Consider the following 14,931-nt stretch of genomic DNA (forward strand, 5'->3'; position numbering starts at 1 on the left):
TTAGTTTTTAAATTTAAAGTTAACGTTTATACCATAGGTCCTGGTCATAGGCAAGCTTGTACCTTCAATACCTGCGTAGTTAATGGTGTTAGAGAAGCCAGACTCCGGATCGATGTTATCAGTATGTTTCATGATAGTCCACAAGTTACGGCCAACAAGCGAGATACCGATACCACTGAACGGTGTACTGCGCAATTTAGCTGCAGGGATTGTATAACCAACAGTAACCTGACGTAATTTGATAAAGCTACCATCTAACACGTTAAGTGCAGATATACGGCGAGCCAACTCCTGGTAGTAAGTTTGAGCAGGTACGCTTACAGTATTAGCTGCACCAGACTCTGTTACACCTACAGTTACACCAGTTTCGCGGCCTTCAAGCGTCATTTTGTTTAAACCACGGAAGATGCTGTAGTAGTTTGTAGCTGATAACACTTTGCTGCCGAAACGGTAATCAACAAGGAAGCTTAAGTTAAATTGTTTGTAGTTGAAGTTGTTATTAAAACCACCATAAATTTTAGGAATAACCGAACCCATTGGTTTTAAAGCACCCTGAATTGGGATACCAGAAGCATCAACAACAATCTGACCAGCTGCATTGCGTACATAGTCGTTAGCCATGATCTGTGGACCAGCCAAGCCTACAACAAGCGCAGTGCTTGCGTTAAGCGGGCGGTAAGTACCGAAGCTTACGTTTGAGTTGGTTGCAGGATCTGTTTGAACGATTTTGTTTTTAACGTAAGTAAAGTTGAATGACGGAGTCCAGCTGAAGTCTGAAGTTCTAACTGGAGTACCGTGTAACTCAACCTCCACACCTCTGTTTTGTGTTGAACCAGTGCCGATGTAGCTGTTTGTATAACCTGTAGACCAGTCGATGGTGCTGTTGATAATCTCGTTTTTAGTTTTACGAGAGAAGAAAGCAACGTCGAAGCCTAAACGGTCGCCAAACATTTTCATTTCTAAACCAGCCTCAAGCTCTTGCAGTCTGAATGGTTTCAGGAACAAGTTTGGTAACTGGCTGCCCATGCTGCCGGTTGGTACACCATTAATTGAGTTATTGATGTTATAATAAACAGTATTAGCAAATGGATTTGGAGCACCGCTGGTTTGTGCATATGACAAACGTACTTTACCCAAATCAACATTGTTCATTTTGTACAACTCAGAGAAGATAAAGCTACCGGATACTGATGGTGCAAATATACCGCGACCAACCTCGCTTGACACGCTGCTATATACGTCATAACGGCCTGTTGTGCTCAATACCAAGAAGTCTTTAATTGAGAAGTCTGCAGAGTAGTAAGCCGAGTTAACCTGTTGTTTTGATAGCTCACCAATCGGACCGCTGTTTCTGCTTGGGAAGTTTGTTAAGCTGTAGAAGTAAGGAACAATCAAGCCGCCGTTACCGTTGATGAAAGTACCGTTATAGTCACTTTTACGGATGTTACCACCGATGGTTAAATCTAAGTTTAACAAGTCTTTAACGATATCATGTTTACCATTAATCAAAGCGTCAACGTTAAATTCGTTGGTTTGCAATGTCTGGGTGTTCATGTTACCGTTTGTAGTTAAGTATGCGGTACCTGTCGGCTCGATGTTTAGGCGTTGGTCATTGATGTTATCATAACCTACACGGCCTTGTGCATAAATCCATTTGGTGATATCATACTTAGCAGTAATTGCCGATATCAAACGTTTCCTTTCAACATTGTTTACAAAATTGTAGGCTGCAAAGTAAGGGTTTGTTACATAGGTATCGTTTGTAAAAGTTTGTTCTTTGCCAGAAGCTAAAGTACCCGGAGAAAGGATGCTTTGCGACTCGTTAGGAGCAAGGAAAGTAACGTTGTTCGGGTTACCCGGACCATCGCTCAAACCCGACCTGTTTTTTGAGTTTTCGATAACGTAGTTGGCAAGTACAGTTACATCTAATTTTGGCGTAACTTTTTGGTTGCCGTTAAAGTTAAAGGTTTTCCTGTCAAGGTAGCTGTTTGGTACAATTGAGTTTGCACGTAAATCAGACAATGACAAACGGAATGAGCCATCCTGGCCGCCACCTGTTAATGAAACGGTGTTGGTAAAGCTTGGCGCAGTACGGTAAAACTTCAGGTAGTTATCTTTAGTAGGAGAGTAAGCATAAGTGTTACCATCAAACTGAATAACTTGTGAGCCGTCCATTTTAGCGCCCCATGCAAGGTTACCTGAAGCCAAAGCCGCATCAACAGTGGTTGGCTTAGCGCCCAACTGGCCCTGGCCGTATACTTGTTGAAAATCGGTATTGTCCATCGCTTTATCAATCTGCGCGTTTGTATTAAACTCAACGCCAAAGCCTGAATTCTTTTTACCAGATTTAGTGGTGATCAAGATAACACCGTTTGCAGCACGAGTACCATAAAGTGCAGAAGCCGACTGACCTTTCAATACAGTCATGCTCTCGATGTCATCAGGGTTGATGTTTGAGATACCATCACCATAGTCAGCACCGCCCCACTCGCCAGACGAACCACGTTGTGTGTTATCAATTGGCACACCGTTAATAACATATAGTGGAGAACTTGCAGAGAAACTGGTTAAACCACGTAGTAACACCCTTGCAGATGAACCCGGTCCACCGTTTGACTGGCCTACACTTAAACCTGCAACGCGGCCGGTTAATGCAGCCGCAACGTTTGTTTCTTTTGCTTTATTTAAGTTGTCACCGTTAACAGTTGATACAGAGTAACCCAGTTTTTTCTGATCTTTTTTGATACCTAAAGCTGTTACAACAACCTCGTTAAGGCCTTTAGATGCAGTTGCCATCCTCACGTTGATAACAGGTTTGCCGGCAACAGCTATTTCCTGGTTTTCGTAACCAAGGAACGAGAATACCAACACTGCATTATCAGGCGCGTTAATGGTAAAGTTACCGTTAACGTCAGTTGATACAGCTTCATTGGTACCTTTGATTTTTACCGTAACGCCTGGTAAGCCAGCGCCGGTTTCATCAACAACTTTACCTTTTACAGTTGCAGCTTCATTTATTTTAGCTAAAGCTACAACGGGATTTGTGTTGAAGTTTGCTTTGTTTTTGGCGTTTACATTCGCCATTGATTGTTGACTAAGTGCTACCGTTAAAATTACGGTAGATTTCATTATCAAAACCGGCTTTGTAAGCCAAGATTTATCCCTTACACCTCCTGGGTGTTTAAAATATTTCATATTTTTTATTTGATTTAAGGAAGTTTGTTTAATTGCAAAGCCCTGCAAAGCAGGTATTTGCTTTGTTAATTAACAGGTCTTAATTTTGTTGCGTGAAGCACCGTTGGCCCTCGACGCTGTGGGGTATGTAAAGGTTTTTTTAATTCATAGGCCTAAACGAATTAATTAGAGGGTTAATAAATATGTATGGTTTCAATTTGTACGTAGTGCTTATATTAAAATAATGTTATCCGCTATAGTTCCATAGTACAGGCTACATAACTTGTAGCAGGCAGCACTGGCTACAATCAATGCTGCATAATCACTTAGTTTTTTGAGATGATTTCAATCATCTCTGGTTGTTCATTTATTGGTTGCGGCGAAATTAAAGATTGCAAGTAATGTTTAAAAAAAAATTTAAAAAGGTTTTTTCAACATTAACGCAAACAATATTTAATTGCCAAACGCGCAAATTGCCGCTACGATTATCGTATTAACATAATTTACACATTTTATCGATCAATTACCAAATGCATAAAATACTTTCAAAAACAGTCGCTTCTTATTAAAAAGCTATCATTGATATCATTTATTAATGTTGCCTTGACAATTGATAATGCAATGTAATAATTCTGTAACACAAAGCAACATTTTATTTAACTTTCATAAAAAAAATTAAAAAATACCTCACATTTTAAATTTTTTTAAGAAGTAGCGTGCTAATTCGAATAAAAAATTGCTAATTAGACGATTATTAAATGTAATTATTACGTTTTTTGTATCTAATTGTAAAATAGTAATGTTTACAACAGGAATTAATGGTGTATAAAGTACACAAAGGCTTGAATTTCTTCTCCTAATTTAATTTATATGAAAAAACTCTCCCTAATGCTCTTTTTCGTTTTACGCTTTAACGCTTTAATAGCTCAGGAGCATGAAATGTCTAAAGATTATGTAGCACCTACAGATCAATTGGTTCAAGCAAATCTCAAGAAATGGCAAAACTTAAAATTTGGCCTTTTTATGCATTGGGGCACATATAGCAGTTGGGGAGTTGTTGAGAGTTGGAGCATTTGCCCTGAAGATGAAGGATGGACACAGCGCAAAGGCCCATACAGTGCAAACTACAATACTTATGTAAAAGCCTACGAAAATTTACAAACTAAATTTAACCCGGTAAAATTTAATCCCGATAATTGGGTAAAAGCTGCCAAAGATGCCGGGATGAAATATGTTGTTTTTACAACCAAGCATCACGATGGCTTTAATATGTTTGATACCAAACAAAGCGACTATAAAATAACAAGCGCTAAAACGCCTTTTTCATCGAACCCTAAGAGCAACGTTACAAAAGAGATATTTAAAGCTTTCTCTAAAGAAAATTTCATGATAGGTGCCTATTTTTCAAAACCCGACTGGCACAATGAAAATTACTGGTGGCCGTATTTCCCGGCAAAAGACCGTAATGTAAACTATGACCCTGCAAAGCACCCAGAACAATGGCAAAAATTTAAAGATTTTACCTATAACCAAATAGGCGAACTTATGACCGATTACGGTAAAGTCGATATTCTTTGGTTAGATGGTGGCTGGGTGCGCCCTAAAAATACTATTGATACGGCTGTTGACTGGCAAAAGGCAATAACCTTTAATCAGGATATTGATATGCCGAAGATTGCTGCTATGGCGCGCCAAAAACAGCCCGGCCTTATAGTGGTTGACCGTACCGTTGCCGGCCAGTATGAAAACTACACTACGCCAGAGCAAACTGTACCAACCAAACCGCTCGATCACCCTTGGGAAAGCTGCATAACAATGGGCAACTCATGGAGCTACGTACCCGGCGACAAATACAAATCAGCTAATGAAATTGTAAATCTGCTTATAAAGATCGTTTCACGCGGCGGCAACCTGCTAATGAACATTGGCCCTGGTCCGGATGGCGACTGGGATCCCGTCGCCTACAGTCGCCTAAAACAAATAGGCGCCTGGATAAAAATTAACGGCGAGGGCATTTACAACTCAACCGCTGTTGCGCCATACTCAGAAGGTAGTATTTATTATACAAAAGCTGCTAATAGCAATACTATATATGCCTTTGCTACATCAACTACGGATGCCGTTACCTTACCATCAGATATCGCATTGCACTTGACCGGTATTAATAAGGTTAAAAGCGTAACGCTTTTGGGTGGCAAGAAAGTGAAATTTACCGCTGATAATGGTATTATTAATATAAAGGTGCCCGCAGGGTTGCAGAGCAATAACGGCTTGAGCCACGCTGCGGTATTTAAAATTCAATATTGATCTGTAAATCTTAAAAAAGTAAAATGTTCCGGAATTTATCCTACAATTCAATTAAACCCCAAAAACTGGTATTTGGGCTTTCTGTATTGCTGGCTGCAACTACGTATAATAATAAAGCTAATGCGCAAAATAGCTATGAGCTAAACTCTGGCTGGAAATGCGCTCCAATTAAAAGTGTCAATGTTGATGGTGCAAAACTTTCCGAACCATCGTACAACACCAATAGCTGGATGCCCGCAACCGTGCCGGGAACGGTGCTTACCACTTTGCTGAACAATAAAAAAGTTCCCGATCCTTTTTATGGAATGAACAACGAGCGCATCCCGGACATTTATAAAACCGGTGCCGACTATTATACTTACTGGTTTGTAAAGGAGTTTAAGGAAGCACCTGCAACCAATGGCAACCAGGTTTACCTAAACTTTCGTGGCATAAATTACAGCTGCGATGTTTACTTGAACGGGCACAAGCTGAATAAAACCATTCAGAAAGGGATGTTCCTGCGTTTTACTTACAACATAACGCCTTATTTAAGCAAGAGCGGCAACAACAAGTTAGCAGTTATCGTCCACCCGCCTGATGTTTTGGGTAATGCAAACGGCGGGCAGGGCGGCGACGGTACCATTGCCCGCAATGTAGGCTTGCAATACACCGCCGGTTGGGACTGGATCCAGCCCGTGCGTGACAGAAATACCGGGATATGGGATAAGGTTACCATCCAAAAAACAGGCGCCGTGCGGCTTAAAGATGTGCATGTAATTACAAACGTGCCGGGCGTGCGCATGCCTGATGGCGCTCAAAAACCAGCTATTATAAAGTTGGAAACAGAGGTGAGCAACCCAACTTCGGCTCCCGTAAGCGGCAACTTGGTATATGAAATAGCCGGTACATCGATATCTAAATCTGTTACGGTTAAAGCTAATTCAACCTTGCCCGTAAAACTTGCCGACTACACCCTGCAAAATCCAAAGCTTTGGTGGCCAAATGGCTACGGCCCGCAAAATATGTATGATGTGAAGGTGAAGTTTGTTACAGGCAACAAAACCGTTTCCGATCAGGAGATTGTACATGTTGGGGTTCGCGAAATCACAACGAAATGGAATGCGCATACGGGCAGCCGGGAAGTTGCTGTTAATGGGCAAAAGATTTTTATTAAGGGAGGTAACTGGATCATATCTGATGCAATGCTTCGTCTGTCGGACATGCGTTATGATGCCGAGGTGCGTTTCCATCGCGATATGAACCTGAACCTAATACGTGTTTGGGGCGGCGCTATGACCGAGCGCCCGGAGTTTTATGATGCCTGTGATAAATACGGTATGCTTGTTTTCCAGGATTTTTGGGGATCCGGCGATTGCAATGGCCGTTGGGTTGACCCAATGAAAAAAGATGATCAATGGACCCGACGAAAATACCCGGATGACCACAACCTTTTCCTTCGCTCGGCCGAAGACCAGATCAAGATGGTGCGAAACCATGCCTCATTGGCGATGTGGTGCGGCGGTAACGAAATCACCCCGCCCGAAGATCTGTTGATCGCGCTAAAAGAAGATATCCTGCCAAGGCTTGATAATACCCGTTGGTTTATAGATTATTCGAACTCCGAAGAGATGTCTGACAACAGGCTTGGTGGCAACGGCGATGGCCCTTATGGCATACAACCACTTAATGTGTTCTGGAACTTTAAAACATATCCTTTCAATTCTGAAGTTGGCTCGGTAGGGGTAAGTGACTACGAGGCGCTTAAGCGATTTATGCCAACCGAGAATATGGTGGCACCCGAGTATAACGAATCTACAAGGAAGAGCAAGGTAGACAGCGTTTGGGATTACCACAAATACATTGGTTACGATACCAGCATCAATAAATATGGCAAAGCAAAAAATGCTGAGGACTTTACCCGCAAAGCACAACTGGTAAATTACGACCAGTACCGCGGCCTTGCCGAGGGCTTTACCTCGCACATGTGGGATTGGTATACAGGTTTTATTATCTGGAAAACTCAAAACCCATGGACAGCAATGCGCGGCCAGATGTATGATTATTATCTCGACCCGAATGCCTGTTTATATGGCCTGCGTAATGGCAGTGAGGCGCTGCATGTTATGTATAACCCGGTAAGCGGCATGATATCGTTGGCAAACAATACCTTTAAACCGCACCGCAGTATGATGCTGGTTGTGAAGGCTTATGATATGAACGGTAAAGTAAAGGAAATCACCCAGGTTTTTTGCGATATTGTAGCGACATCAACCAAGAATGTAATGTCGGTAAAACAGGTATTGGATGAGATGGCGGCTAAGGAAGGTGCTTTTCTTTCATTGCAATTATTGGATACTGATAAAAATGTGCTGTCTGAGAACCTTTATTGGGTAGCAGACAGTAAAGGCGAATATAGCGGTCTGCAAAAAATGAAGACCGACGAGTTGGCTACTACTGCACGTTTTGTAAAGCCCGGCCAGGTAGAAGTTACGTTGACCAATAAACAAAACTGTGTGGTTTCGTTCTTCAACCGCGTGTCTTTAGTTGACGCTACAACAAAAGATAGGGTGCTGCCTGCATTTTATGATAACAACTATGTTTCAATATTGCCTGGCGAGCAGCGCAAGGTAATTATCGATTACTCTGCAACTACCAAAACCAACCTGGCCGTTGATGTTGATGGCTGGAACGGGAACAAAGGCAAAATAATTAGCATAGCAAAATAATGGGTTTATCACATAAAATAGCATTAACAGCCCTATTTGGCGCTTGCCTGTTAAAGGTCGGCCCGGTAATGGCGCAGCAAACAACTTATCCAATTATTCCGTACCCAACGTCGCTTAATGCAGGTACTGGTAGTTTCAACATTACATCTGCTACGCGCATAACTGCCGATGCCAGGTTTGCCAATGAGGTTTTTCAATTAAATAAGCTGATAAAGAACGGCTTAGGTGTCGCCTTAACTAAATCTGCAAGCGGCGCGTCTATTGCTTTTAAATATGATGCCGGTATAAAAGCAGAAGAAGGTTATAAGCTTGATATCAACTCGAAGGCTTTAACAATAACTGCCGCTACACCAACAGGTGCCTTTCGCGCGGTTGAAACCATCAGGCAATTGCTGCCTGCGGGTATAGAGGGGGCGGGAATCAAACAGAAGCAATTGAGCTTGCCTGCGTTGAATATCAGCGATCAGCCAGCTTACGCATGGCGCGGTATGCACCTCGATGTTTCTCGTCACTTTTTTTCAATAGAGTACTTGCGCAAATTCATCGATATGATGGCTTTGTATAAAATGAACAAGTTTCACTTGCATTTGACCGACGATCAGGGTTGGCGAGTTGAGATAAAAAAGTATCCAAAGCTAACTACAGAGGGTGCCTGGCGCACTTTTAATAACCAGGATACCGCCTGTATGAAATTGGCTAAGGACAATCCTGACTTTATTATTGATCCTAAACACATCACCAAAAAAAACGGGAAAACACTTTACGGTGGCTTTTATACGCAGCAGCAGCTTAGGGATCTGGTAGCCTATGCAGCTACAAAGCACATTGATATCATCCCCGAAATTGATATGCCGGGGCACATGATGGCGGCAATAAATTCGTATCCATTTCTAACCTGTAATGGCGAAAATAAGTTTGGTGAGCTTTTCTCATTGCCTATATGCCCGGCTAACGAAAGTACATACGAGTTTGCGCAGAATATATTCACCGAGATAATGGATATCTTCCCATCAAAGTATATCCACATTGGCGGCGACGAAGTTGACAGGAGCGATTGGGGCAAATCTGCCGCTGTAAAGGAATTCATGGCGAAGGAAGGCATCAAGGATCTGCCGGGTTTACATAGTTACTTCATCAACCGGATGGAGAAATTCTTTAACTCAAAGGGGCGTAAATTGATAGGCTGGGACGAAGTTATTGAGGGTGGAATAAGCCCTACGGCAATCATTATGTACTGGCGCGGCTGGGTGCCCGATGCACCTGTTAAAGCTGCCAAAAACGGCAACCAGGTTATTATGACACCGGGCGAGCCGCTTTACTTTGATAACTTTCCTGATCAGTATTCCATTTCAAAAGTTTATCACTTCAACCCAATCCCGGCTAAGCTAAATGCTCAGGAAGCTAAGGCTATTATTGGTGCACAGGCAAATACCTGGAGTGAACGCATACCTACCGAGCAGCGTGCCGACTACATGGTTATGCCGAGGATGACAGCGCTTGCAGAGCTGTTATGGACGAATAAGGATGAATACGATTCATATCTTAAACGCCTGCCTATGCACTATAAGCGTTTAGATAACCTGAAGATACACTACCGTTTGCCCGACCTTCCAAACATGGTAACCGAAAATGTTTTTACAGATGCAGATACCCTGAGCATTAAAAAACCGATGGCCGATATGCAAATCCGTTATACCACGGATGGAAGCCTGCCAATGGCAACATCTAAGGAAATTACTGCGCCGTTAATAATAAAAACACCACAAACCATAAAGGTAGCTGCGTTTACACCAACAGGATCGCGCGGGGATATTTATACACTCAACTACAAACAGCAGTCGTACGCAAAAGCGGTCAATCCGGCTTCGGTAAATGATGGTTTGATAGCAAATTATTACAAGGCATTTTTTAAGCAAACAAGCCTGATAAGCAAAGCAAAAGTTGATAGTACGTTTACCACCAATAGCATATCGGTACCTAAAACTGTAAACGCTCCATCATTCGCTATAACTTACAGGGGATACATCAACCTGCCTGCAACGGGTGTTTACACATTTTACCTAAATTGCGACGATGGCGGCATCCTTAAGATCGCAGACCGCATGGTGGTTGATAATGATGGCAATCACTCGGCTATTGAAAAGAACGGGCAAGTAGCTTTAAGCAAAGGTTTGCAACCCTTCGCGCTTGATTTTATTGAAGGCGGCGGCGGATTTGCGCTTGGCCTTAAGTACAGCATAAATGGCAGCACACCTGCTGAGGTACCATCACCATGGTTTAAACATTAATAAGCGATGAAGAGCAATATACTAATGACCGCTTTACTGGCAACCGGTTTGGCGGCAAACGCACAGCAGGCACCTAAGCCATACGGAGCCCTGCCCACGCAAAGGCAATTGAGCTGGCAGGAAACTGATATGTACAATATTGTGCATTTCAGTATGGCTACTTACACCGATAAGGAATGGGGCTACGGGGATGAAGATCCGAAGATATTCAACCCGAAAAACTTTGATGCCATGCAAATTGTGGGCGCTGCAAAAGCGGGTGGCTTTAAAGGCATTGTGGTTGTTGCCAAGCATCACGATGGCTTTTGCCTTTGGCCTACAAAAACAACCGAGCATAACATCAGCAAAAGTCTTTATAAAAACGGAAAGGGCGATATTTTAAAAGAATACCAGGTAGCCTGCCAAAAGTTAGGGATGAAAATGGCGGTATACTGCTCGCCGTGGGACAGGAATAGCCCGCTTTACGGCAGCCCCGCGTATGTCACCAAGGTTTATCGTGAGCAGTTAAAAGAGCTTTACACTAACTACGGTAATGTGTTTATGTCATGGCACGATGGTGCCAATGGAGGAGACGGCTATTATGGTGGCACCCGCGATGTAAGAAAGATTGACAGATCTACCTATTATGGCTGGGATGCCAATTGGGCCTTAACACGCGAAATGCAGCCCGGTGCAGCCATTTTTGGTGATGTTGGGCCGGATGTGCGCTGGGTTGGTAATGAAGAGGGCCATGCGGGCGAAACCTATTGGGCAACTTATACCCCACACGCACCTGAAGAAGGGAAAATACCGGCCAACGGTTTTGTTAAAGATTATGAAGGCACCGAAGGTACGCGCAATGGCAAGTACTGGATGCCTGCCGAGTGCGACGTACCCATGCGCAGGGGCTGGTTTTACCACGAATCGCAGGATGGGCAATCAAGATCGGCATACACCCTGGCTGATTTGTATTATAAAAGCGTAGGCCGCGGCGCATGCCTCGATTTAGGGCTTTCGCCTAATAAAGACGGCGTAATAACCGATGAAGATGTAAAGATCCTGAAAGAGTTTGGCAGCATTTTAAAGGCTACGTTTGCCGTTAACCTGGCCAAAGGCGCAAGCTTTAAGGCAAGTAACATTCGTGGTAACAACAATGCTAAGTTTGGCACAAGTTTCCTTACAGATAACAGCAGGTATACCTATTGGGCCACAGACGATAACGTTACCAAACCAAACCTTGAAGTTGACCTGCACACTGCAAAAACGTTTAATGTGATTCGCCTGCGCGAGAATATTAAACTTGGCCAGCGCATTGAAGGGGCTGCGTTTGATGCCTGGCTAAACGGCGGCTGGAAGGAAGTTGCCACCGTGCCAAGTGTAGGGGCAAACAGGTTGGTTAGGTTGCCATACAATATCACTACAAATAAATTACGGGTACGCATCACGGCATCCTCGGTAGCAATTGCTATCAGTGATTTTGGCTTGTTTAAAGAGCCTGTGCACGTTGTTGCCCCGGTAATCAAACGGAATAAGCAGGGCGAGGTAAACATTTACACCGAAGCACCGGTGAGCAGCATCCACTTCACAACTGATGGCACCACACCAACGCAAAAATCGCCGGTGTATGATAAGCCATTTATGCTGGCCAACGGTGGCGAAGTAAAAGCCGCAAGCTTTGATAGCAAGCAAAGCGAAACCACCATTGCCCGTTTCGGTCTTGCTAAACAGAAATGGCAGCCGGTAACAAAATCAGACGACGCCGCAAAAGCTATTGATGAGAATGAGAATAGTGTCTTTGTCTCAGGATCAAACTCATTTGCAGTTGATATGGGAGCGGAGCATGCGATAACAGCATTCACTTATTTGCCTCGTCAGGATAAAAAGACAGACGTATTGATAAGCGCTTATAGTTTTGCAGTGAGTATTGATGGTACTAACTGGCAAACAGTGGCCGATGGCGAATTTTCAAACATTAAATCAAACCCGGTTGAGCAGGTTAGCCAGCTTAAAACGCCGGTAAAGGCGCGTTACTTTAAAATTATTGCTAACAAAGTAATAAGTGGGGAAGGCATTAGCATAGCCGAAGTAGGGGCGCAGGTTAAATAAATTATACAGGACTAATGAAGAACAAATTTAAGCTCACCATCTTGCTGGCCGCTATTGCCGGGCAGGTGTCGGCTCAAACAGTAAAAAAAGCTAAGCCAGCAACAGCGGGTTTAACACAGTATGTAGATCAATTGATAGGCACGGGCTTCCACGGGCACGTATTTGTAGGCGCAAACGTACCATTTGGTGCGGTGCAATTAGGCCCAACGCAACTATCACAAGGCTGGGATTGGTGCTCGGGCTATCATATATCAGACTCAACAATTGTTGGTTTTCAGCATACCCACCTAAGTGGCACTGGTATAGGTGATTTAGGCGATATTTCTTTTATGCCCACAACAGGTAAAGTGATCGTTAATAAAGGCACTTTGAAAGACCCTGCGGCGGGGTACTACTCGCTGTTCAGCTACAAGGATGAGGTAATGAGGCCGGGTTACTACGCTGTAAAACTCAAAAAATATAATATCGGCGTACAGCTTACCGCATCAAACCGCGTAGGCTTTCATCAGTACAATTTTCCTAAGGCAAGTAACGCAAATGTTATTATTGACCTTGTCGAGGGAATAGCCGACAGACCAACCGAGACATACATCAAAAAGATAAATGCAACTACTATTGAAGGCTACCGTTTCTCAAAAGGTTGGGCGGCGGCGCAGCGTATCTACTTTACGGCTGTATTCTCTAAACCCATCAGCAAGTTTGCTGTGTATGACAGTACTGCCCTGCAAAACGGCATTGTGCTGAAAGGGAAAAAGGTTAAAGGCGTTTTAAGTTTCTCTACAACGGAAGGCGAAAAAGTATTTGTAAAGGTTGGTATATCGCCGGTTAGCAGTGCCAATGCTTTATTGAATATAAACACCGAAGTACCAGGCTGGGATTTTAACAAGGTGGCCGCAGCTGCTGCAGCACAGTGGAACAAAGAGTTGGGCCGGATAACCGTCAAGACCGATTCCTTGTCACAATTAAAGAAGTTTTACACGGCCATGTATCACACCATGATAGCGCCATCAACCTTTAGCGATGTTAACGGCGAGTATTGGGGTACCGATAAAAAAGTGCATAGAGCTACAGATTTTAAAAATTTCACCACCTTTTCGTTATGGGACACCTACCGCTCGGCTAATCCGCTTTACACCATTATGGCTCCTGAGCGAGTTCCCGATATGATTAACACCATGCTGAACATTTACAAACAGCAGGGTAGGTTACCCGTTTGGCATTTAATGGCTAATGAAACCAACACCATGGTTGGCAATAGCGCCGTGCCAATTGTGGTTGATGCTGTATTAAAGGGCTTTAAAGGCATTGATGAGAACCTGGCTTATGAAGCCGTAAAAACAACACAGATGCAGGATCTTAGGGGTCTAAAGTATGTAAAGTCGTTAGGTTATATTCCGGCCGATAGTACCCGCGAAAACGTGGCTATGGGCCTTGAATACTCCATCAATGATTTTTGTATTGCGCAATTGGCTAAAAAGTTGGGCAAAGCCGACGATTACCAGTACTTCCTGAAACGATCTAAAAATTATCAGAACTATTTTGATAAAGAAACCCGCTTTATGCGCGGCAGGGTGTCGGCCACAAAATGGCGAACGCCTTTTAATCCGTTCGAATCGCGCCATGAACAGGACGACTTTACCGAAGGCAACGCATGGCAGTACACCTGGCTGGTACCACATGATGTGGAAGGCTTGGTAACACTTTTAGGTGGCGAAAAACCATTCATTCAAAAACTTGATTCGTTATTTAAGGCTGAGGGCGACTTGGGTAAAGAACACTCGCCGGATATTTCGGGTCTAATAGGCCAATATGCGCACGGTAACGAGCCGAGCCACCATATTGCTTACCTGTATACTTACGTTGGGCAGCCATGGAAAACGGCCGACAAGGTGCGTTTTATACTTGATAATTTTTACACCACTAAAGCAGATGGTATAATTGGTAACGAGGATGTTGGCCAAATGTCGGCCTGGTATGTTTTGTCGTCGATAGGCATATACCCTGTTAACCCCGTAAACGGCATGTACGTATTTGGTAGCCCGGTGGTAAATGAGGCAACCATTAACCTGCCTGCCGGTAAAAAATTCCATGTGGTGGTTAAAAACAACAGCAGCAAAAACAAGTACATTCAAACTGTTACCTTAAATGGCAAGCCATATTCTGTGAACTACCTTGCGCATAAGGATATTGCAGCAGGTGGGGAACTGGTCATAACAATGGGCGGCCAGCCAACAACATTTGGCACTACCGTGGCAAGCAGACCACATTCGATAAACTAAATAAATTTGAAAGCCGCTCTGATAAATACAGAGCGGCTTTTTTGTATGTCATAATTTTACTTATATGGGCTAAATAAAAAATCAGCACAA

General features: G+C 43.4%; 6 protein-coding genes. 5 read left to right on the forward strand and 1 reads right to left on the reverse strand.

The window, feature by feature from the left end:
* Window positions 1-3,129, reverse strand: coding sequence for a SusC/RagA family TonB-linked outer membrane protein (locus FPZ43_RS01185; protein ID WP_222430910.1), 3,129 nt, complete (start codon window positions 3,127-3,129; stop codon window positions 1-3).
* A gap of 915 nt (window positions 3,130-4,044) precedes the next feature.
* On the opposite strand from FPZ43_RS01185, the gene FPZ43_RS01190 reads away from it, so the two are divergent.
* The 5 genes from FPZ43_RS01190 to FPZ43_RS01210 are packed head-to-tail and all read left to right on the forward strand — an operon-like array spanning window position 4,045 to window position 14,841.
* Window positions 4,045-5,481 (forward strand): alpha-L-fucosidase, encoded by a 1,437-nt coding sequence (locus FPZ43_RS01190; protein ID WP_146380022.1) that lies wholly within the window; start codon window positions 4,045-4,047, stop codon window positions 5,479-5,481.
* A 23-nt stretch (window positions 5,482-5,504) separates the two neighbouring features.
* The gene (locus FPZ43_RS01195) at window positions 5,505-8,189 is read left to right on the forward strand and encodes a glycoside hydrolase family 2 protein (protein WP_146380023.1); all 2,685 of its coding nucleotides are present in this window, start codon (window positions 5,505-5,507) and stop codon (window positions 8,187-8,189) included.
* Window positions 8,189-10,477, forward strand: a complete 2,289-nt coding sequence (locus tag FPZ43_RS01200) for a family 20 glycosylhydrolase (protein WP_146380024.1) — start codon at window positions 8,189-8,191, stop codon at window positions 10,475-10,477. The genes FPZ43_RS01195 and FPZ43_RS01200 overlap by 1 nt, the downstream gene beginning before the upstream one ends.
* A 6-nt stretch (window positions 10,478-10,483) precedes the next feature.
* Window positions 10,484-12,562 (forward strand): alpha-L-fucosidase, encoded by a 2,079-nt coding sequence (locus FPZ43_RS01205; RefSeq protein ID WP_146380025.1) that lies wholly within the window; start codon window positions 10,484-10,486, stop codon window positions 12,560-12,562.
* A gap of 14 nt (window positions 12,563-12,576) precedes the next feature.
* Window positions 12,577-14,841 carry a GH92 family glycosyl hydrolase gene (locus FPZ43_RS01210; protein ID WP_146380026.1) on the forward strand — a complete coding sequence of 755 codons (2,265 nt, stop codon included), beginning with the start codon at window positions 12,577-12,579 and terminating at the stop codon, window positions 14,839-14,841.
* Window positions 14,842-14,931: the final 90 nt, after the last annotated feature.

It is taken from the genome of Mucilaginibacter pallidiroseus (assembly GCF_007846085.1).
GTDB classification, from domain to species: Bacteria; Bacteroidota; Bacteroidia; order Sphingobacteriales; family Sphingobacteriaceae; genus Mucilaginibacter; species Mucilaginibacter pallidiroseus.